This window comes from Bacteroides sp. OF03-11BH, from assembly GCF_003604005.1.
Taxonomy (GTDB): domain Bacteria; phylum Bacteroidota; class Bacteroidia; order Bacteroidales; family Bacteroidaceae; genus Bacteroides; species Bacteroides ovatus.
On the sequence record NZ_QTMW01000010.1, the window covers coordinates 172,306 to 195,074 of the forward strand.

Here is a 22,769-nt window from a genome sequence, read left to right on the forward strand (position 1 = left end):
TAGGTTGTGAGTATATGTCTCTCTCCTTGGGGGGAGTGATCCTGATTAGTTGGGGATGATAAGCGTTGTCTTTTCCGGGAGCACGCCTACTTCTAAAGGAAAATGTTTAGGCAACAAACGCCCGTCCAAATCCACCGCTGCATTCTGTGCCCGGAGTACCTTTACTTTTCTCGTCCGGTAGCTTTTCACCACTTTGTGATTCAGGATTCTTCCCTGAATCAGCATCCATAGTCCGGAAATAATTTGCAGGAATTCCGGGCGGTAGATTACAGATACATCCAGCCATCCGTTGTATGGAACGGCACTGGGAGTTTGTCCCCATCCCCAGGCACTGCCTATACATACGGTCATGATGCGTCCACGGATATGTTCATCATTGATGCGGAGATGCATTCTGTAGAGCTTCCGTTCGAAGATGAGGGAGAACAGGGCGGCAACGTATGAAAGAAACTTCACCCCCCAGAAACGTTTGGTCTGATCGGTGATTTTGACGATTCGTGCTCCCAGTCCGATATTAACGGCATTGAGGAAATAGCGGCGCTGGTGTTCGTTTCCGTCGTAGAAGTTGCAGTAGCCTACGTCTATTTTCTTCAACCGATGATTGATGATACAGTCGACAGCCGGCTTGTATTCGGTACTAAGTCCCCAATATTTGGCGAAGTCATTTCCGATACCGTTCGGAATCATGCCGAGGGCGATGTTCTCTTTGTCTTCGGCATCGGATAGCATAATGCCATTGATGGCATCGTTCAATGCCCCATCACCTCCCACAATGACAATCGTGCGATAACCATTGTTGGCCAAGATTTTAGCGAGACGCTCTACCGAACCGAAACCTTCGGATTGTACATAGTCATAGTCTACACCTTTACTGTCCATGTACTCCTTAATTTCTTTCCAGCGCTTCTTTACCTTTCGGGTACCAGCTTTTGGGTTGTAAATCACTCCCCATTTCTTCGGTTCTACACTCATATTTGTTTATCTATCCTATTGTGTATTAAAAATCGCACTATAATAACTGCCAAAGATACTAATTCCCTTGCAGTTTCTCTTTTACAAAAGCTATCTTTTCTTCCATCGGCAGCTCTGCATTCATCCAATGGATCGTAAATCCTCTTCTTTCCATGCCGCGGAACCAGGTCATTTGTCGCTTGGCAAACTGATGGATGGCTATCTCCAAACCGTTGAACATTTCTGCATAAGTCAGTTTGCCTATGACGTATAATGTCAGGTATTTGTATTCCAGTCCATAGTAGATGAGATCGTCCGGTGCAATTCCCTGTTCGATCAATCGTCTTACCTCGTCCACCATTCCTTCATCCAATCGTTGTTTCAATCGGCGGGTGATCTTTTCACGGCGCAGTTCCCGGTCAATGTCCACTCCGATGATGAGACTGTTCAGTTCCGGAAATTCCCTTTCGGGAACCGGATGGGCTGCATAATACTCTTCAATTTCTATCGCCCGTATCGCCCGTTTCATGGTATCCACATCGGTGGAGTTATGCAAAGCCTTGTATTGACTTATCATTTCCGTCAACTCTTCCAGCGAATGATTTGCCAAACGGTTACGCAATTCCGGATTTTCCGGTACGGGCATCAGTTTATATCCTTTCAACACGGATTCCAGATACATACCTGTCCCTCCACATAAAACGGGAAGATAGCCTTTTTGTTTGATGCTTTCGTAAGAATTCAAGAAATCACGTTGATATTCAAACACATTGTATTTATATCCGGGGTCTGCAATGTCAATCAGATGATAGGGGATTGTACGTCCGTTTACGGTATAGTCGGCCAAATCTTTTCCTGTACCGAGATCCATTCTTCTATATATCTGACGGGAATCGGCACTGATAATTTCTGTGTTGAGTTCATAGGCCAAGGCAGCGGCAAAGGGAGTTTTACCCGAGGCTGTAGGTCCGAGTATGGCGATTAAATCATAGTCCGGCATAGCTTCATTCTTTTATATCTGCAAAATTACGAAATATTTTTAACCTGTTTGGTATTCAATCGCTTTTTTATCAAGATTAATAAGGGGATAGGGAAGGTTAATTTGCATTTTAACCTCTAATTGGTGGTATTCAATCTAATAATAATGAAGTGTATGAGAATACCGCCATCTGATATTATCTACTATAATATTTGTGTTGTTTTTATTGTCAATCTGTCAGGGTAGTGGCTAATCTTTTGATTTTTAGTGGAATATGGCTGATGATAGGAGCTGACAATAGGCTGACAATAAAGGTCTTGTTTTTTATTGTCAGCTTTGTTTTTGCTGATTAAATAGTATAGCTATTTGATAAACAGTTGTTTATCTCCTTTTTTATCATGATGCTATTTTTGTGATAACTTCTGTATATCTGTATGTTTTTACGTTATATTACCACTAAGGTTGTGTTGAAAAATCAGGTGTGATAACTCTAGTATGCTGATAGAATAACACGGAGATACGGGTAAAGTAGCTTAAAGATACTGGCATTGTTCAGCTAGAGTGCCTTTATTGTTCAGCTAAAGTACCGCTCTTGTTAGTTCTCCACGGCCGTGGTGAATGAATGATATCGGTAGCTTAACAGATGTATACCTGCTTGATAGAATAAAGATAAAGGTGCCTTAATAGAGTTGTGCTTACTTGCGTAAGTCTATAAACCTGACATTCAAAATCTTTTCCACATTTATCTGTTGTTGATCGTTTGTACTATCCGGCATACCTTTCCGTTTTTATCCACGCCTTCTATGGTTATATCTTCCGGTGCAGTGCTGTCCGGAGTATAGTATTCGATGGTTGCTTTTCCATTAGCATCCAGTTGAAGGGTAGGATTCCAATAGATCGTACTTCGTAAATCCGAGCGTTGGTCATTCTTCTTTTCAGGCGTATCATAAGTAGGATGATAGAACTCGACCGAGTCGCTGTACCCCAGTGGAGTACATGTGATAATGCCCTGTGCCGGTCTTGCCGGGATCTCTTTGCCGTCTTTCAGCGTAATAACGATAGCACCTGCCGAACCGCGGGAACCTAAGATCGCTGCATCGGCACCGCGAAGAAGGCTCAAGCTCGACATATCACTGGTTTGTATCATGGTCAGGATGTCGTTATCGTCTTCATACACCACGTCGTCAACAACAATGACAGGTTGCTCGGGATTGTTGCGGATATGTATTTCATTTCCATTTGTCACGCTAATGCCCGGAAGTCTGGTGACTGCATCAAAAGCTGTTTGTGCACCGAATCCTTCCAGTCTGTCCCCTTCGATCGTGTAGGTGTTGATACCTCCTGTGTAAATACTTTCTGAACTGGCCTTTTTACGACTTCCAGTGACTACCACTTCTTTCAGATTGTACACTCTCATTCCACCTTCCATGTAATATTGGTCGCGGGTGTTGAGCAAATAATCTTCCATAAACGTTGCTGTTCCATCATGGAAAGGAGACTTGTGCGAAGTTGCCGGGTATTGAGGAGTGTCAATCACGATGTCCACTCCGGCAAATCCTCTTTTGGTACGTGCCTGAACAAGGAAAGTCGTGCTATCTCTGAAAGATGTGTTCACGATAAACTCTCCTTTTTCGTCTGTGGTGGTAGTGGCGATGATGTTCTGTTTGGGAGCCAGAATACAAATAGGTCCTTTCTTAACGTTACCTCCAAAGAAACCTTTGATACGTCCGCTGATAGTTTGCCCCTTTTCCATATAGTTGGTGAGGTTCATTGAAGGTGCAGTCAGTACATTCTGGATATGGTGTCTGCGCCATCCGTGCGTCATCATCAGGAAGTCTACCGTGCGGAGAGTCCGGAGGTCTTGCTGCAAAAAATAATATCCGGGATTTTCTACATATCCTTTTAAGTCGGAGGTCAATAGAAAATTCGATACGATATTGTCAGCAAGCGAATCCGGGCGGATACTCTTTCTGTCGGTAATGCTGATGGAAAAACTACCTTCTACCGGAGTACCGTTATCGTCTTTTGCTGAAATTTGCAGGGATACCTTTTCTCTTTTTCCGTATGTCGGCTTATCTGCAAGAATTTGCCATTGATGCGGATTCCGGTCGGGTATGAAAACCAGGCGTTCGCTAAGTGCGTTGCCCTGTTGGTCGATCAGCATGAAATGGGTGATGCCTGCGTTGAATAAACTGTCGTTCATTCTTCCAAAAGTCCTGTCGATACTGACTGGCTGCAGGATGACCAGCTTTCCACGAGTGTGCGCAATCAAGAATAACTTTTGAGGCCATTCGGTAGCTTCTGTTTTCTGGATTTCGTAACGGATTTCCTTTTTATAATGTGTCATGGAAAGTGTGATTCCTTTTTCTTCTACAGCTGGGAGGTCGAATCGTTTACTGATACCGTCACCGGATTTGGCAATCACATAGTAAGAGTTTCCCACAGTCGGATTCAGTGTGAAAACTCCCATGCCGTCATGCTCCGAGCGGAAAGCTGTCAATGTGTCTCCGTTGGCATCGAACAGGAATCCTTCTATTTCTGTAGAAAAGCCATCCGATCCTTGAGCCTTGAAAGCTATATTCTGATGAGCAACGGTCAGGAGAGCACCTCCTTCCGGGAAGAACTTAACATCAAAGTCTTTTGTAAACGAAGGCAGATAGAAAGTCTTTTTATAAATATATTGGGGATCATCGAACTCTACTTCAATGTGGCGTGTGGCAATAGGCTTCAAATCCGGCAGGGAAATAGAAATCAACCCATTCTCGTCTGTCTTTCTTTTACCTTTATCTTTAATCTTTCCGTTTTCAATGTAGCGGTAGCGGATGGCAGTATTTCCGAAAGCCTCTTGGGTATTGCTGGTAAATCTTACCTTGGCTGTATAATGTGATTCGTCTTCTTGCTGATACTCAATATTTGAAACAATCGTATTATCAATCGAATTACCGATTTTCAGATTGCGTGAATAAAAGAATTCCGGTTCCTGATTAAGCATCCAGTTGCTATATCCCCGCAAATAATAATCACCTGCAGGGAGAGTGGGAGGGAGGGTGAAAGCATTATGAAAACCCAATGAATCTCTGCGGATCTTTTTCCGTTCTACAATAGAGTCGGAACGGTTGACAAGCTCTGTAATGATGAAGTTGCTTTGTGTATTACCTTGATGTGTAACAGAGTTTACCAGATATCCCTTGAACCATATTTTTTCTCCTGCCCCATAAAAGGGCTTGTCCAGATGTAAGTAGAGTTTCTCCTGTGGGACTTTTTCCAGTAGATTAAAATACGCAATAATTGTATCTTGTATGTTTTGCCCTGACAATGGGGCAAAACAGAACAGTATTCCGAAAAAGAAAGCTATTAAGCCTCTATGGATAGAAAATGTAGTTTTGTTTTTCATACGTTATGTGTTTGATTCTACATCTATGATTTGTGCATCCAGATCGAAAGCACTTTCTTTTTTACTGCCAGTATGTTAATCACCGATACAACGATAAATAATAGAATACCCATACTGATTGCTGCCCATAATGATCCGGTTTCCAGCTGTGGAAATAGGATGCGGATGCTGTCTATGTAATAACTGCGCAACCAGGAGACTAATCCGATGGATAATACAAGCACAATAACGTTCAATCCTACCGTGAGCAACTGATAAGGCAATGCTACCTTGTTGGGACTGTATCCGATTAGTAATAGACTTTCCAGCTTGGTTGTATTCTTTTGTAAAAGCAGGAAGATGCTCAACATCAGTATATAGAATGAAAGGATACTGATAAATAAACCCACTCCCAATACAATACCTACGATAAGACGGAGGAAATAAGTTGTATTTCCGGCATCCAGCTTACCATCTTCCGTTTCATATCCTTTCTTCTGAAAATAACTGGCGATGGCGGAATCTGCCGGATTGCTGACCTCGATAATCAATCGTGCCGGTTGGGCTTCTGCATTCGGTGCGAAATTCTCATTAGCCCATTTCATAAAGGACTGGGGAACAAGAATCGTATTCAGACGATTGGAAAAACCGACAATGTTTCCTTTGTACTGTTCCACCCGTCCGTTGCCACGCATCATAATATCCATTTGAATCAGACTCATTAACCCTTCCGATAGTTTGGGGAGGCTGCGGCTTTGCGCAAAACCGAAGTTATAAAGGTTCAGATAGTTGCGCGGAATGATAATGGGTATGGTATGTGTGTTTTCATCGAAATGCCATTTATCGAGTTTGATGTCGACAAACTCATCGGGAACAGACTCAAAAAACATATCTGTGGAAAGATGAATACCGGCTTCCTTCATTCCCAATCCTGCTGAAACTTTGAATTGAGAAGGAGTGAAAGCTCCTATTGTTTTGGTAAACGGTTGCTTTTTCAGATCCGCAATTTCTTCGGCAGAGAATGTATTACTCTTTCCTGCAAAAGAACCGAGAGCACTGATTTTCTTTGTAGCTATGATGAAATCCTTTTTCATAAAGCTGTCTCCTTCGGTGAATACCGGAATGACATCTTTATAAAACTGTACGCTAAGCAATACAATCATCATGCCGAATAGGTTGGCTAAAAAGAAACCGGCTAATTGACCGATACTGATATGTTGGCGGAGAAGCTTCCAGACAAGAGTTGGCATTTTATTTACGATTTTACAATTTACGATTTACGATTTGAAATGATGCTGTGAAAAGAGGTTGTTCATTACCTGCTACTTGTTATTAACCAGCTTACTACAGTTGAAGTGTATGGCTGTAAGGCAACTCGATATGTTTACCGATGGAAGTGGCGATCACTCCGGCTCCTTGTGCCTTTGCTTCGGCAATGATAAGTTCACCCATGATGCGGCTGTTATCATCGTCCAGGTGGCTGATCGGTTCATCCAGAAATAAAAAGTCGAACGGCTGGCAGAGCGCCCGGATAAAGGCGACGCGCTGTTGCTGTCCGAAAGATAGCTTGCCGGCTTTCACATTTATTTTATCTGCGATCCCCAGTTGTTCGAAGAACGATAAGATTTCTTTTTTCTTTTTGCATCCGGTGAGGTTATTCTTCAATTGCACATTTTCAAGAGCGCTAAGTTCGGTGAAGATGCGTAAATCCTGAAAAAGCATACTTAGTGAATGCTTTCGCAGGTCGACCCATTGCTTCACGGAGTATGCTTTGATATTGGTTTCATCGAAATTAATAATCCCCTGATAGTCGTTGCGGTAGCCATAGATATAGCTGCACAACGAAGATTTGCCGGTGCCGGAAGCTGCTTCGATCAGATACATTTCTCCTTTCCGGAAGAAAAGATCCTGATGCCATACGTCCGAAGTCACCGAATTACGGTCAGCAAACACTTGGGGAAGTGTTTGCTGTAAGTGAATACTATTCATACCGTTGGTTTATACATTTATTACATGCCGGCAAATTGCTTGGCAAAGTCTACAATTTGTTTGAGGGCATTTACATCTTTGTCTTTCAGGCAAAGGTCGATCTCGCTGACTTCTCCTTCCGAACTCATGGATAGGTAAGAAACCTTGTTGGCCAGTTCAATATATGTCTTAGCTTCCTGTCCTCCGAAACCTGCTACCATTTTAACGATAGGCAGATCGAGGATTGCTTCGGCATTGATTGCTATAAATAGGCTCTTTCCCTTCATATCCGATGCATAAGGAGCATCTTTGACTGATTTGTCGGCAGCTTTACCTACGTTTTTGTAGAGTAACTCATCATTGGTTGCATACATTTGTTTATCCTTGATGCCGAAGAATATATTCATGCCTCTTGTCTTGTAGACATATTCGTCTTTGCCAAGTTGCATGATATCTTCCCCTCTCTTCAATCCCAATGATTCCTTGTTCTTGTAAATCATTTCAAGAGCATTGCCGTTCTTCACGTCAGCGTACATCATGAAAGTGGGAGCACTGCTCATCGTAACGTTGATTAATCCTGCAGAAATATCACCATTGAACGAGCTGAACAACTCTTTTACTTCGTCTGCCTTTGCGATAGATACTGTGTTGCGGAATTCCTTGTTTTCGCTCAACAGGTTATACAGTTCGCCTCCTTTTACACCTACGTTGAAGAACATCAGGGTAGAAGCCGGGAAGTATTTAACGAAAGTATTGTTCGCTTTTCCAACAGATTCCATTTGTTTTTTTAGGAGAGCTTTCACTGCTTCGTTTTCAGTATAGTTTTCTGTTTTGAGGGCAATCTTTCCTTTTTCAAAGTTCAGTCCTCCTATCAGAGTGATGTCTTCCGCTTTCACTTCAGTAGGTAATCCCATGGTTATCTGATCGCGGTAGGTTGAAGGAATAGCTGTCATGGAAGCAAAGAAGTTAATATCACTTTTCTGTTTCTCCATTTTCTGGAAAGCTCCTGATTTCACGATACTATTGCTTGCTGTCTGTTTCAACAAATTAGTAATGGCTTCTTTGGCTTTATCAGTTTGAGTTGTTCCGCTGACATTGACTACCAATATAGTAGAACTATTGAAAACAAGCAAACCGCTGTTCATCGTTGTAAAACTGTAACCGTCAGCTTCGCCTACCGGTTGGCAGATCTGTTCTTTTGCCATCACGTCGAGTGAAGCATGCAACTTATCTTCATTGTTCACTTTACCTACAACAGTAGGATAAGGGAAAGAAGATGAAGAGAACACATAGAATGGAGATTCAACATCGATTCCCGATTCGCCCGGATTCTTCATAACCTTTTCCAGTTGTTGGAATGTGGCCGCATTCATTCCGCTTTTCAGTGCTTCCAGTACTTTTTGTTTAGCAGCTTCATTCTCTTTATCATCCAATCCCGCTTTGCTTGCGAGGGATTTAAGGTTGATAGAGGCAACTACCGAAGCGTCAGCCGGTATCACATTTGTATATTCCGATGTTTTGGAACATGCTGCCAGAAAAACAATCAGTACTGCCAGTACCGAGAGTCGTGAAATCGTTTTCTTTGCCATACTTATGTTATTTAAAAGTTGTATAATCATTGATTCAGACATTTACTGCTGTTATTGATTTTGCAGATTCAGCGTGTGGCAGGCCACCAATGCCGCTGTTTCTGTACGGAGCCGTGATTTGCTGAGACTAATCGGTACGAATCCCCGTTCGATGGCCTTCTTCACTTCTTCTTCACTGAAATCTCCCTCGGGACCTATCAGAACAAGGGCGTCTTCTCCTGGTTTCAGAACATTCTTCAATAGAGGTTTCTCCCCTTCATAACAGTGGGCGATAAACTTCTGTCCTTTAAACTCCTGCCTGATGAACTGATCGAACTCAATCATTTCGTTCAATTTTGGCAGTCGTGCCTTGAGAGATTGTTTGATGGCTGATACCAGAATCTTTTCAATCCGTTCGGTCTTGATGACTTTACGTTCCGAGAAACGGCAGTTGAGGAAAGTCAGTTCGTTAAAACCTATTTCGGTAGCTTTCTCTGCAAACCATTCGTTGCGGTCCATATTCTTCGTCGGTGCCATGGCAATGTGTAAATGGCACGGCCATAACGGTTCCTGAAAAATGGTTTCTTTGATGTTTACGAAACAACGTTTGTTGGTTGCAACAGTAATTTCAGCTTTGTAGAAGTCACCCTTACCGTCGGTAAGCGTGATTTCGTCTCCGATACTTAGCCGCAGAACACGGATACAGTGTTGTGCTTCCTCTTCGGGAAGCTCGTTGCTTTTCTGTATATCGGGAGTATAAAATACGTGCATAATATTACTTACTGATTTTTATTTCTTGAATTGATTTGATCGCGTATTTGCGCGGCTAACTCGTAATTCTCATCTTTAATAGCCTGTTCCAGTGCTTCTTCAAGCGTTCTGGAAGTAGCACCGGGCAAATCATGTTCTTCTTCAGCCCCTTCGTCGTTGTCTGTTTCTTCAGAACGGGTTCTTTCTTCTGACGACATGTGAAGACATTCCTGTTCAAGAATAGATTCATAAATAAGAATCGGGCAGTCGGCACGCACTGCCAGGGCAACTGCGTCTGAAGTCCGTGCGTCGATACGTATAATCTCTTCGTCTTTTTTGAGGTAAATATAGGAGTAGAAAATACCATCCTTTGCTTTGTAAATTAATACACGTATCAGGCTGGCTCCCAGTATAGTAAAACTTGTTATAAATAAATCATGTGTCAACGGACGGGGAGTTTTCACTCCTTTCAGATATAGAGCGGTAGCCTGGGCTTCCGCTGGACCGATGATGATAGGCAGTTGCCTTTCACCGTCCACCTCGCCTAATAGCATTGCAAACGCGCCTACTTGCGCCTGGCTGTTCGTGATATTTATAACTTGTAATTCTACCTTTTTGTCCATCGTTCTCTTTTACTTAATTTGTTTTACTCTCCTGCTGGTGTTTGTACTTGAATACCAAGGCAAACAAAATGCCGATCACCAGCGCATAAGCGGCAAAGATCAGCCAGATGTCCATCCATTCGCGGCTCACCAGTCTGCCGTCGGCATATACAGAGAATGCATCAACTACCGCACCGCTGGCATATCCGCCCATAATGGCTCCCAATCCATTAGTCATCATAAAGAACAAGCCCTGTGCACTGGCACGGATAGAAGAATTGGCTTCTTGTTCAACAAACAACGAACCGGAAATGTTGAAGAAATCAAAGGCCATACCATAAACGATCATGGAAAGGATTAGCATCCATAGTCCCGATCCCGGATCTCCAAAACCGAACAGTCCGAATCGGAACACCCAAGCGAACATACTGATTAGCATGACTTGTTTGATTCCGAAATGACGCAGGAAGAAAGGTATGGCAAGAATAAACAATGTTTCGGACATCTGTGAAATGGATAACAGGATGACTGAATGTTTCACTCCGAAAGAATCTGCATATTCAGGGATGCTGGCAAAACTGCCTAGGAAAAGGTCGCCGTAAGTATTCGTAATCTGCAATGCTGCACCTAGAAGCATGGAGAAAAGGAAGAAAATAGCCATTTTCTTTTTCTTGAATAACACCAGCGCATCCAGTCCGAAAGCGGAGAGCCATGATTTGTTTTCAGATTTAGCCGGTCGACAGGCCGGGAGCGTAAATGAATAAAGTCCGAGTAGCAATGCGGAAGCACCTCCTACATAAAGTTGTGCACTTGAATTCTTGAATCCGGTAAGGTCGACAGCCCACATGGCACAAATAAAACCGATTGTTCCCCATACGCGGATAGGAGGGAAGTCTTTAATCAGGTCACATTTGTATTGCTCCAGTGCATTGTACGATACCGTGTTGGCGAGGGATAAAGTGGGCATATATACCAACAGGTTGAGTAACATGGCCCAATACATCTGGTCGTATCCCGTTGCGGTGGAAGCGTAGAAGAGACATCCTGCTCCTGCAATATGGCAAAGTCCGTATAAACGTTCTGCATTAAACCATTTATCGGCAATAATACCGATAATACCCGGCATTACCAAAGAGGCAATCCCCATGGTGGCGAAAATGGCTCCGATTTGTCCTCCTTCAAAATGAAGTTCTCTTCCCATATAACCACCTAATGATATTAACCATGACCCCCATACAAAGAATTGCAGGAAGTTCATAATAATCAAACGAACTTTTATACTCATGACTTTTTTAATTGGTGTTTCTCTTCACATTCATAAACCTTGCAAATATAATATTTTCGTTGAATAGGTGGATAAGTAATTTGATAAAAAGGGGATAAAAATGGCATAAATGCGAAGAAAAGATGAGATTTGGGTGTGAAAAAACAAATGAAGGGGGTATAAAAAAAAGAAGGCTATCTATCCCAGACAGCCAATCTTTGTTAACCTTAAATCTAATACCATGAAAAACACAGTGCAAAGATATAGGGTTTATGTTATACAACATAATGTTTTCTCGAAAATCTTCTATTTGTTAACTCTAATTAACTTTGAATCTTCCGTTTTTCTGTTACTGCCCTCTCTAATCAGCCATACTTCCGGAGAAATGTCTGATATCCGAATGGAAACTTGGTTCCGGCCGGTTATTCTACGTAGAGTACCAATCCTTTCAGATATTCTCCTTCGGGATGATAGATGTTTACCGGATGGTCGGCCGGTTGAGTCAGCTGGTGTAGAATGCGTACGCTACGCCCTGACATGGCTGCTGCGGTAAATACGGCAGTACGGAAATTGTCTTTGCTTACCACTTGCGAACAAGAGAAAGTAAACAGGATACCGCCCGGTTTGATTTTCTCGAATGCTTTGGCGTTCAGTTTACGGTAACCTTGCAAAGCATTCCGCAGTGCATCTTTATGTTTGGCGAATGCGGGCGGATCAAGGATGATTAAATCATATTGGTCGCCCATGCGGTCGAGATATTTGAAAGCATCCTCGGCAAACGCCTCGTGGCGGGAATCACCGGGGAAGTTTAATTCCACGTTTTTGTTAGTTAGATCAATCGCTTTGGCTGAACTGTCGACAGAGTGCACGAGTTTCGCACCTCCGCGCATGGCGTAGAATGAGAATCCGCCGGTGTAGCAGAACATATTCAGTACCGAACGGTCTTTGGCGTAACGTTCCAGCAAAGAACGGTTTTCACGCTGATCTACAAAGAATCCGGTCTTCTGACCTTTCAGCCAGTCCACATGGAACTTCAAGCCATATTCTTGTGCGATATTATCACTGCTTCCTCCTTTCAGAAAACCGTTTTCGGGGAAAAGGTCTGCCTTAAAAGGAAGAGTTGTTTCTGATTTATAATAGATATTTTCGATCTTGTCACCCATTACTTCGGATAAAGCTTCGGCAATTGTCATGCGGTCTACATGCATTCCTGCAGAGTGTGCCTGCATAACAGCGGTTTTGGCATAAACGTCAATCACCAGTCCGGGGAGATTGTCTCCTTCACCGTGAACGAGACGGTAAGTGTTGTTGGTCGGATTAGTGGCGATGCCGATACTGCGGCGCATATCGTATGCAATTTCCAGTTTGCGTTTCCAAAAATCGTGATCGATAGGTTCCTGGCGGAAAGACAGTACGCGCACAGCAATACTTCCGATCTGGAAATGTCCTTCGGCAATAAATTCTTTTTTTGAGGTGTACACTTCTACAACTTCACCTTCATCGGGCTCTCCGTCAAAACGAGCGATAGCACCGGAAAAAATCCAGGGGTGGAATCTCTTAAGAGAATCTTCTTTACCAGGTTTGAGATATACTTTATGCATAATGTAGTCTTTCCTCAACCCTCTCCCAAGGGGGAGGGCTTCAGATCGTTTTATTATTGGTTATTAATCACTTATTTTATTACTTATCACTTCTTCCGCGGGAGAGACAGTAGCTGTCAGCGGAGAAACCTCCCAATCTCCCGTCTGTTTCAGTTCTTGCAACAGATTGTAGATATTGAGGCATGCCCATGCATCGGTAGCAGCGTATTGTTTCTGTCCGTCACTTAATACATCAGCTTCCCAGTTGGACAAGCGTTGTGATTTGGATATTTTTTCTTTGAATAAGATGGCGTAAATCTTTTGCAGACTTTTGTCTTGTATTCCGAATTGACGCACATAGTCCTGTAATTCGATACAGCTTTGTTGGGTGAAAGGTGCACGTTTGTGCAGCATCATAAAGTCGTCTTTCAGTGAAAGTCCCACTTTGATTACAGCCGGATTTTCTAACAAGTCAACCAATGGCTGGGTCAATCCCGTCATATTGAGCCGGAATAAGAAACAGCATTCTTCGGAAGAAATCTGGAGAAGTGCTACTTTGTGCGATTGTCCTTTGGTAAAGGAAGGGCGAGTTTCGCTGTCGATACCTATCACTGGTCTGGATTGGAGGTAAGCTACTGCTTTTTCCGTTTCAGCTTCCGACTGGATAACATAAATACGTCCCGGAAAGACTGTTTTCGGGAGTTCTTTTAGTTCATCTTTATCTATGGTTCTTCTTACAATCATTTCTATTTTAATTCATCATCGTGGCAATGGCAACCGTCTTCGTGACAGTGGCAATCATCATCGTGGCAATGACAGCCATCTTCTTCACAACAATCGTTGTCGTCGCTTGGTTCGTAAAATCCTTCTTCATTACCTACTTCCTCTTCTTCTTCCTGGTTGTATTTCACGTCATGAAGGGCACGAAGTGTGTTTACCAGTTTCTGTCCCCACAGTGTACCGAAGTTTTCCTGGCAGATGGCCAATGAATCATTCATTGTTTCGTTCAGTCCCAGTTGGAAGACAAATATGAAATCTTTAATATCCTGATAAATGTCGGCCAGGTCTTCCGATATAGACTTCTTGATAGGCTGGTCGCTATACACCATATCTTGCACGAATACGTCCAGATAATCATCCTTGTCAGCCATCAATCCGGAAAGGTTGATACGCAGAATTTCGTAAATCTCTTCTGTGACATACGTTTCAAGTGCTTCGTCCCCGATAGTCTCACATTTGGGCAGCATAGATGCTTTGAGATAGAGCAGGGGAAGTATTTTTAATGATGTATCAACGAAAGTGCTGCGCTTCATGCGTTCGGCACGTTCGAGAAATGCACAAAATTCGGCAGCTACCGTTACGAACTCAATTACGTTTTTATCAAATATCGTTTGGCTTTCTTTTTCCATGATCTATATTGATTTGAAACGCAAAGGTAAGAAAAAGGATTGAATGAGCGTAGTGCTCGTTATTTTTTTATTATTTTTGCAGCTTAGAATCTCATTCCTGTTTTATAAAAAAGAATTAAAGACTCATGGCAAAGAAGAAATTAGATAAGGAGGCGGAACGCACTCCCTCTTCCCCCAGTAAAATTGTGGCTGTATGTAAGAATGAAACTGTTCATTTTGTGATTGGATTGATGCTGGTCATCTTTTCCGTTTACCTGTTGTTGGCTTTTTCTTCCTTCTTCTTCACGGGGGCTGCCGATCAAAGTATTATTGATAGTGGCAGTTCGGCAGATTTGGCGGCTGTTAATAATCAGGTGAAGAATTATGCAGGTTCACGCGGAGCGCAGTTGGCCAGTTATCTGATTAATGACTGTTTCGGTGTTTCTTCTTTCTTCATACTTGTTTTCTTGGCAGTGGCAGGATTGAAGTTAATGCGTGTACGTGTTGTACGTCTGTGGAAGTGGTTTATCGGCTGCACACTCTTGCTGGTCTGGTTCTCCGTATTCTTCGGATTTGCCTTTATGGATCATTATCAGGATTCCTTCATTTATTTGGGAGGTATGCACGGATATAATGTCAGTCGTTGGTTGATCTCGCAAGTTGGAGTACCCGGTGTGTGGATGATCCTGTTGATAACCGCTATCTGCTTCTTCATATATATAAGTGCACGTACCGTCATCTGGTTGCGTAAACTTTTCGCATTGAGTTTCCTGAAACGCGAAAAGAAAGAAGAAAAGGAGAATGTTCCGGAAGGAGAAGGCGATCCGGAATTTACGACGTCCCAACCGCAAGAAGTGGAGTTCAATTTGAAACGGACGTATAAACAGACACCTCCTCCGGCACCAGTGATGGATATTCAGGCTGAAGAACCTGAAGACGACTTTCCTATTAATAAACCGGAAAAGGAAGATATTTCCGTATCTGACGAAAGTGAAGGAGTGACTATGGTATTTGAACCGACTGTTTCCAATCCTGCTCCTATTGTGCAGGAAGACTCTTTGGAAGAGGCGGAACCCGGATTTGAGGTGGAACCGGCAGCTTCGGAAGAAGAATACCAGGGACCTGAACTCGAACCGTATAATCCTACTAAGGACTTGGAAAACTACCGTTTCCCGACTATCGATTTGATGAAGCATTTTGAAAATGATGATCCGACGATTGACATGGACGAGCAGAATGCAAATAAAGACCGCATCATCAATACATTGCGCAGCTTCGGAATCGAAATCAGTACGATTAAAGCAACCGTGGGACCTACGGTAACTCTATATGAAATTACTCCGGAACAGGGAGTACGTATTTCTAAAATCCGTGGTTTGGAAGATGATATCGCATTGAGCCTTTCCGCTGATGGTATCCGTATTATTGCTCCGATACCGGGTAAAGGAACCATCGGTATTGAAGTACCGAACAAGAATCCGAAGATTGTTTCCGGACAGAGTGTGATCGGAAGCAAGAAATTCCAGGAATCCAAATATGACTTGCCTATTGTATTGGGTAAGACGATCACGAACGAAGTCTTTATGTTCGACCTTTGCAAGATGCCGCACGTATTGGTGGCAGGTGCAACCGGTCAGGGTAAATCAGTCGGTTTGAATGCCATTATCACTTCCTTATTATATAAGAAGCATCCGGCAGAATTGAAGTTTGTACTGGTCGACCCGAAGAAAGTAGAATTCAGCATCTATTCGGTGATTGAAAATCACTTCCTTGCCAAACTTCCTGATGGAGGCGAACCGATTATTACGGACGTAACGAAAGTAGTGCAAACCCTGAACTCGGTTTGTGTGGAGATGGATACCCGTTATGACCTTTTGAAGATGGCACATGTGCGTAATATCAAAGAATATAACGAGAAATTTATCAACCGCCGCCTGAATCCGGAAAAGGGACATAAGTTTATGCCGTATATCGTAGTGGTGATTGACGAGTTCGGAGATTTGATTATGACCGCCGGTAAGGAAGTGGAACTTCCGATTGCCCGTATTGCACAGTTGGCGCGTGCTGTCGGCATCCACATGATTATCGCTACACAGCGTCCGACTACTAATATTATTACAGGTACGATCAAAGCCAACTTCCCGGCACGTATCGCATTCCGTGTATCTGCCATGATGGACTCCCGTACTATTCTCGACCGTCCGGGTGCTAACCGTTTGATTGGTAAGGGGGATATGCTCTTCTTGCAGGGAGCCGATCCGGTGCGTGTGCAGTGTGCCTTTATCGATACGCCGGAAGTGGAGGAAATTACGAAGTTTATTGCCCGTCAGCAAAGTTATCCTACTCCGTTCTTCCTGCCAGAGTTCGTGAGCGAAGATGGTGGTAGTGAAGTAGGAGATATTGATATGGGACGGCTTGATCCGTTGTTCGAAGATGCAGCCCGACTGGTAGTGATCCATCAGCAAGGTTCCACTTCGTTAATTCAGCGTAAATTCGCTATCGGTTACAACCGTGCCGGACGTATTATGGACCAACTCGAAAAAGCGGGAATCGTAGGCCCTACCCAGGGAAGCAAGGCACGCGATGTCTTGTGCATGGATGATAATGATCTTGAAATGCGATTGAACAATTTACAGTAACCGTTCGTTTATTAATCAAATGAGAAAATACATTTTTAGTGTTTTAATAGCTTTACTGTCTTTGCCTGTGATTGCCCAACAACAGCAGTCGCAGGCTAAAGTCATTCTTGATAAGACGGCAGAGGCGTTTCGTAAAGCAGGTGGTGTAAAGGCCGATTTTACTGTAAAGGCTGTGACGAACGGTCTGGTAGAAGGTGTTGAAAATGGAACGATTCAGTTGAAAGGAGAGAAATTCGTACTGAAAACGTCGGATATCATCACTTGGTTTGATGGAAAAACGCAGTGGAGTTATATGACAAAGAATGATGAAGTGAACGTCAGCAATCCGACACAGGAAGAGTTGCAGCAGATTAATCCGTATACATTTCTATATATGTATCAGAAAGGATTCTCTTATAAGTTGGGAGCAACTAAGATGTATCGTGGAAAAGCTGTTTGGGAAGTCGTTTTGACTGCCAGAGATAAGAAACAGGAGTTGGAACGTATCACTCTTTTTGTGACGAAGGATACTTATGAACCTTTGTATATTTTGCTTCAACAGCGTGGTCAACAGACACGTAATGAGATAACCATTACAAGTTATCAGACAAAGCAGAATTATGCGGATCAGGTTTTTACGTTTGATAAAAAGCAATATCCCAATGCGGAAGTGATAGATTTGAGATAATATACGTTTATAACAAAACGAAAAAGATAAATTAAAATGGCAGAAATAGAAAAAGTAAAATGCCTGATTATAGGTTCAGGACCTGCCGGATATACGGCAGCGATTTATGCAGGACGTGCAAATTTATGTCCGGTACTTTATGAAGGATTGCAACCGGGTGGCCAGTTGACTACTACTACGGATGTGGAGAACTTCCCCGGTTATCCGGAAGGAATCAGTGGTCCGCAGTTGATGGAAGACTTGCGTGCACAAGCAAGCCGTTTCGGAACAGACATTCGTTTCGGTATTGCTACGGCGGCCGATTTGAGCAAAGCTCCTTATAAAATAACAATCGACGGTGATAAGGTTATTGAAACAGAATCATTGATTATTGCTACCGGAGCTACTGCTAAATATCTGGGACTGGAGGATGAGAAGAAATATGCCGGAATGGGGGTAAGTGCTTGCGCTACTTGTGACGGATTTTTCTATCGTAAGAAAGTTGTAGCTGTAGTCGGTGGCGGTGATACAGCGTGTGAAGAAGCTGTTTATCTTGCCGGACTTGCATCCAAAGTATATCTGATTGTCCGCAAACCTTTCCTGCGCGCATCGAAGATTATGCAGGAACGAGTAATGAACCACGAGAAAATAGAAGTTCTTTTTGAACACAACGCAGTTGGTTTGTTTGGCGACAATGGGGTAGAAGGTGTAAATCTGGTGAAACGTTGGGGCGAACCGGATGAAGAACGTTACAGCTTGCCTATCGACGGTTTCTTCCTGGCTATCGGACATCAACCGAATACTGAAATATTTAAAGAATATGTTGATACGGACGAAGTGGGTTATATCATCACGGAAGGTGATAGTCCTCGTACAAAAGTTCCCGGAGTTTTTGCGGCAGGAGATGTTGCCGATCCGCATTATCGTCAGGCTATTACGGCTGCGGGAAGTGGTTGCAAAGCTGCTTTGGAAGCAGAACGTTATCTTTCTGCCAAAGGACTCATTTAATCCGGTTTATATCCGACCATAGGAGGGTATTAAAACCCTTATGAATATGAAAATCACCCACGCTAGAGTTTAATCTGTAGCGTGGGTGATTTTGTTGAGAGGGGAGTCTTGCTCCCCTTTATTTTATAAACTCAAAGCTTTTCGAACAATATTTGTCGATTGTCTTTGGTTAATACGCTTCTATTTCATCTATCCATAATTCGGCAGGAATGATTTCCGGCCCGTTATTCTTTTCAAAGTTGACACCATTACGCAGTGTGCCGCCATTCTTGATTTTGACTTTCAGGAATGTAGCCTGTGCCGGTTCAAATTCAATGGAATCGGTGAATGCAATTCTTCCTGTTTCCGGATAATCGTGTTTCAAAGCTTTTTCGGCTATCCGTGTGTATTGCTTGCCGTCTGCTGATACTTCTACAGCAACTCCTCCTGCAGGAAGAATTCTCATGGCAGGATTGAATAAAGAACCGAAAATAACTTTGCTGACTTGTGTCGGTTTATCCAGATGAACGATAAATTCCAAGTCCTTACCCTCCACGATGCCAAAACTACACCACGGAGTATAAGAAGCATTATTGCCTCGTTTGCCGTTGGTCAGTCCAAAGGTGGTTTTGTCAGCTCCTAATACATCGTTTTCATCGAATATATCGCCTGTCCATCCCATCGTATAATTAACCGTATAGGACTTTCCTGTCAATAAATTGCCATACAGTGGCTTGTGAGCTACTTTGCCCAACATCTTTCCGTCTTTGAAAGCAGCGGCTTTCAGGTCGATATTACCTTCAAGAACGAAAGGCTTTTCATATAAGATGGACACTTTGGACGGTTCGCTGCCGTCCGTTGTATACCGGATTTCCGCATTCGGGTAGAAACTTTCCAGCAATACCATTAAAGGGCCGTTTTCATCTGCGTGCGTATTTATATTTACGTCATAGAAGTTGAGACAAGGTTGGGTGTTCATAACTTTCAAACGTTCAAATTCAGTCACCATCCGTTCGCAGAAATTCTTCCAGTCTTTGTTTGCGTTTTGTGTCCAGGCCGTTTCGGCGATAGCCATTGCACGTGGGAAAGCCTGGTAGTCTGTACGTTCTGAAGTCTGCATATATTCTCTCCAAATATTACCTTGTATTCCGATGATATGCTTCTTGGCAAGCTCGTCAGCGTCGTCCGGAACAGGGTTATAGCTATATGTTTTCTTCAAGGTATTGTATCCGCCAATAGTAGTCGGAGCAATTTCCGGCTCTTCCTGATAGTAGTCCAGATATACATAAGGATTCGGAGTCATGATGGCATTATGCCCTGCTTTGGCTGCGTTCATACCGCCTTCTACACCGCGCCATGACATAACAGTCGCATTGGGAGCCAGACCACCTTCGAGAATTTCATCCCAGCCAATGATGTTTTTGCCTTTGCTATTCAGGTATTTCTCCATACGGGTAACGAAATAGCTCTGCAACTTATCTTCTTTGCTGTGCTTTATTCCGTCTATCTTACTGGGAGTCGTATCATCTTTCAATCCCAACTGACGGATTAACTGCTGGCAGAAAGCACTATTCTTCCATGCTGTCTTGGGACATTCGTCGCCACCGATGTGAATGTATTCGCTGGGGAATAATTCTATTACTTCATCCATCACTCCTTCAAAGAATTTGAAAGTCGTTTCACTCGGACAGAATACCTGTTCGAATACTCCCCAGGTAGGAGATACTTTGTAAGTCTGTGTAGAGTCGCATGACAATTCCGGATAGGCGGCAAGTGCAGCCAATGCATGTCCCGGCATTTCTATTTCGGGAACAACATTGATGTATTTACTTGCAGCATAAGCCACTACATCTTTGATTTGCTCCTGTGTATAATAACCTCCATGTTCTTTTCCGTCGAATACTTGCGGATAGTTTACATAGTAATAGTCTACTAATGTCTTTTCACGTTTGGAACCGATTTCCGTCAATTTGGGATATTTCTTGATCTCGATTCTCCATCCCTGATCGTCTGTCAAATGCCAGTGGAAGACATTCATCTTGTTCATAGCCAGTAAGTCGATAAACTTGTAAATGTAGTCAATCGGTACATAATGGCGGCAAACATCCAACATGAGTCCGCGATGAACAAAACGGGGTGAATCTTCAATTTCTACGGCAGGAACCGACCAGTCAGCTTTCTTATCCAACTGCTTTCCGTAAATTGCCGGAGGGAGTAACTGATAAAGAGTCTGCACTCCATAAAAGAATCCGTTTGGCTGGGAAGCGGTGAGTGTAATGAGACTGGGAGTGACCGATAATTTATAACCTTCTTTCGGCATACCTTCCTGTACAACAAAAGAGATCGCCGTTTTTCCATCTGCACTTTCAGCTTCTTTCAAGGAGATTCCTGCTGTCAGTTTTAGTTGTTCGGCCAGGCTGTCGGCAATGCTTTTTACTTCCGGAGCATCCGAGAGAACTACGAGGCAGACTTTGTTGTTTAGTTCAAAGCGTCCTTCCTGTGGAAGAATCTGGTTGGGTTTGGGAACGATGTTGTACTCGTTCGCCGCTTCTTTTGTCTTCTGGCAACTGGGGGTAATCATTAGCAAGGACAAAAGAAGAAGAGAAATACTTTTCTTCATGGTCAAAATGTGTGTTAAGTTATAAATAGATTTGACAGGGCAAATGTACTTGTTTATATGATAAGTTCCAATAATATGGAAATAAAAAAAGCCGGAATGATGTCCGGCTTTTAGCTAAAGTTTCAGATTAATGTAGTTATATAATTAAGAGAGAGTTTTTATTTCAGTAGTTGCTCTTCGATGATTTGTACGTACTTCTCCGGAGTAGCTCCGACTTCAATAATCGGTTTGCCGCCTGCAGGTATGAAGAATAAGGTAGGCAATGCCTGTACACCGAAGTGATTGCATAAATCCTTTTCTTTGTCCGCATTAACCTTGTAGAATACAACTTTACCTTTATACTTTTCAGCCAGCTTTTCCATTTCCGGAAGTAAGCGCATGCAAGGTCCACACCAAGTTGCCCAGAAATCAATTACAACCGGTTTGTCGCCATTATAAACGAAATCGTTCCCTTTTCTGTAGTCGAAGATGTGTTCGAGGAAGAATTGGCGGGTAATCGGATTCAGTTTACCGTCTTCAACTTTAGTTTCCGTTACTTTAGCTTCCGCTTCCGGTATAGGAACCATGTCAAACGGCTGGAAATAAATTTTCTGATGAATATAGTCAATGGATATGATTCCGTAGTCCAATATCTTTTTGCCTAATACGGAGCGTTTCAGGTATGGATTCTTCACTGCCATGGCATCCTCAATCTTTGTTTTTACAAACATGGTTTCAGGTAAGATGAGGCTTTCCTCTTCTTGAGTCGCTTCTTTATATCCATTGGAAACTTTTTGGTTGGTTCCTTTGGTATATTGTGTGCTCCATGTATTGAAATCTTTTTCGGTAAGATTCACTAATCCTTCGCTCCATGTATCCAGAACAAGAGAAACGGGTTTTCCCTGAATGGATATCGGACATACGATTCCTAATCCTGTAATTAGCTCAAAGTTCTCCCGGTAGTTTAATTTCATGTAAGAAGGACGATAGGGCTGCGTAATTGTGAGTTTTTTCCGCTGCATATCAATAGTCAGAACGGAAGTGCGGAAAATAGCACCGCTTAATACACCCATCACTCCCAGCTTGCGCAGATATGGTTCGTCTTCCAGAGTGAAAGCAGGCAGATCGTTGTTAAACGTGTTGTTGCCAATAGCAACTGTTGCCATTTCATATACTTTTCCAACAGGTACTTGTTTGAATACAAAATCCTGATAAGCACTAAAAGTACCGTTCTTCCCCGTGTCGATGCGTAACTTCTTGAGAGCCTCAGGAAGCAGGGCGTTATGTCCTGACAGATCGAGGACGAAGTCTGCCACTTCGCCATTAATGGCGGCTTCTACGATAATCTTTCCATCAATGGTTTTGAATGGAATGACCTCTGTCATACTGTTCTGTGTCTGTGCACTGATTCCTCCGGCAATACAAAATGCAAGTAGACAGAGATACATCTTTGTTATTATTCGCTTCATATCTTT

17 protein-coding genes are annotated in these 22,769 nt (G+C 43.0%); 3 read left to right on the forward strand and 14 right to left on the reverse strand.

Annotation, left to right across the window (positions count from 1 at the left end; all coding sequences use genetic code 11):
* Positions 1 to 45 precede the first annotated feature (45 nt).
* The 12 genes from DXA54_RS10205 to DXA54_RS10265 all read right to left on the reverse strand — a co-directional run bounded on the left by DXA54_RS10205 (position 46) and on the right by DXA54_RS10265 (position 14,444).
* Positions 46 to 972: a diacylglycerol/lipid kinase family protein gene (locus DXA54_RS10205; RefSeq protein WP_004301802.1), complete on the reverse strand. Its 927-nt coding sequence runs from the start codon at positions 970 to 972 to the stop codon at positions 46 to 48.
* 58 nt (positions 973 to 1,030) lie between these two features.
* Entirely contained in the window at positions 1,031 to 1,951 is a 921-nt protein-coding gene (gene miaA / locus DXA54_RS10210; protein ID WP_008650896.1) for a tRNA (adenosine(37)-N6)-dimethylallyltransferase MiaA, read from the reverse strand.
* Between the two features lie 721 nt (positions 1,952 to 2,672).
* Entirely contained in the window at positions 2,673 to 5,324 is a 2,652-nt protein-coding gene (locus DXA54_RS10215) for a TonB-dependent receptor plug domain-containing protein (protein WP_008650898.1), read from the reverse strand.
* A 23-nt stretch (positions 5,325 to 5,347) separates the two neighbouring features.
* Positions 5,348 to 6,553, reverse strand: coding sequence for an ABC transporter permease (locus DXA54_RS10220; RefSeq protein WP_120079393.1), 1,206 nt, complete (start codon positions 6,551 to 6,553; stop codon positions 5,348 to 5,350).
* 94 nt (positions 6,554 to 6,647) lie between these two features.
* Positions 6,648 to 7,292: an ATP-binding cassette domain-containing protein gene (locus DXA54_RS10225; protein ID WP_004301808.1), complete on the reverse strand. Its 645-nt coding sequence runs from the start codon at positions 7,290 to 7,292 to the stop codon at positions 6,648 to 6,650.
* Positions 7,293 to 7,312: 20 nt separating this feature from the next.
* Complete coding sequence (locus tag DXA54_RS10230; protein WP_004304609.1) at positions 7,313 to 8,860, reverse strand: DUF4836 family protein; 1,548 nt, start codon at positions 8,858 to 8,860, stop codon at positions 7,313 to 7,315.
* A gap of 51 nt (positions 8,861 to 8,911) precedes the next feature.
* The gene (locus DXA54_RS10235; protein ID WP_008650907.1) at positions 8,912 to 9,610 is read right to left on the reverse strand and encodes a 16S rRNA (uracil(1498)-N(3))-methyltransferase; all 699 of its coding nucleotides are present in this window, start codon (positions 9,608 to 9,610) and stop codon (positions 8,912 to 8,914) included.
* Between the two features lie 8 nt (positions 9,611 to 9,618).
* Positions 9,619 to 10,212 carry a bifunctional nuclease family protein gene (locus tag DXA54_RS10240; protein WP_120079395.1) on the reverse strand — a complete coding sequence of 198 codons (594 nt, stop codon included), beginning with the start codon at positions 10,210 to 10,212 and terminating at the stop codon, positions 9,619 to 9,621.
* Between the two features lie 13 nt (positions 10,213 to 10,225).
* Complete coding sequence (locus DXA54_RS10245) at positions 10,226 to 11,476, reverse strand: nucleoside permease (protein WP_008650911.1); 1,251 nt, start codon at positions 11,474 to 11,476, stop codon at positions 10,226 to 10,228.
* Between the two features lie 401 nt (positions 11,477 to 11,877).
* Positions 11,878 to 13,056 carry a class I SAM-dependent rRNA methyltransferase gene (locus DXA54_RS10255; RefSeq protein WP_004304613.1) on the reverse strand — a complete coding sequence of 393 codons (1,179 nt, stop codon included), beginning with the start codon at positions 13,054 to 13,056 and terminating at the stop codon, positions 11,878 to 11,880.
* A 63-nt stretch (positions 13,057 to 13,119) separates the two neighbouring features.
* Positions 13,120 to 13,779 carry a 3'-5' exonuclease gene (locus DXA54_RS10260; RefSeq protein ID WP_004301815.1) on the reverse strand — a complete coding sequence of 220 codons (660 nt, stop codon included), beginning with the start codon at positions 13,777 to 13,779 and terminating at the stop codon, positions 13,120 to 13,122.
* A 2-nt stretch (positions 13,780 to 13,781) separates the two neighbouring features.
* A complete protein-coding gene (locus DXA54_RS10265; protein WP_008650924.1) occupies positions 13,782 to 14,444 on the reverse strand; it encodes a DUF5063 domain-containing protein in 663 nt (220 codons plus the stop codon).
* A 125-nt stretch (positions 14,445 to 14,569) separates the two neighbouring features.
* Here DXA54_RS10265 and DXA54_RS10270 point away from each other — a divergent pair, with 125 nt between their 5' ends.
* The 3 genes from DXA54_RS10270 to trxB are packed head-to-tail and all read left to right on the forward strand — an operon-like array spanning position 14,570 to position 18,716.
* Entirely contained in the window at positions 14,570 to 17,062 is a 2,493-nt protein-coding gene (locus DXA54_RS10270; protein ID WP_008650926.1) for a DNA translocase FtsK, read from the forward strand.
* A 19-nt stretch (positions 17,063 to 17,081) separates the two neighbouring features.
* A complete protein-coding gene (locus tag DXA54_RS10275; protein ID WP_004309851.1) occupies positions 17,082 to 17,729 on the forward strand; it encodes a LolA-like putative outer membrane lipoprotein chaperone in 648 nt (215 codons plus the stop codon).
* Positions 17,730 to 17,765: 36 nt separating this feature from the next.
* Positions 17,766 to 18,716, forward strand: coding sequence for a thioredoxin-disulfide reductase (trxB, locus tag DXA54_RS10280; protein WP_004309849.1), 951 nt, complete (start codon positions 17,766 to 17,768; stop codon positions 18,714 to 18,716).
* A 169-nt stretch (positions 18,717 to 18,885) separates the two neighbouring features.
* Here the strand turns inward: trxB and DXA54_RS10285 are convergent, their stop codons facing one another.
* Together DXA54_RS10285 and DXA54_RS10290 are read right to left on the reverse strand one after the other, a co-directional pair.
* Positions 18,886 to 21,315: a beta-N-acetylhexosaminidase gene (locus tag DXA54_RS10285; protein WP_008650929.1), complete on the reverse strand. Its 2,430-nt coding sequence runs from the start codon at positions 21,313 to 21,315 to the stop codon at positions 18,886 to 18,888.
* Positions 21,316 to 21,473: 158 nt separating this feature from the next.
* On the reverse strand, positions 21,474 to 22,763 hold the full coding sequence (locus DXA54_RS10290) for a thioredoxin domain-containing protein (protein ID WP_004320880.1): 1,290 nt from the start codon (positions 22,761 to 22,763) through the stop codon (positions 21,474 to 21,476).
* Positions 22,764 to 22,769 lie beyond the last annotated feature (6 nt).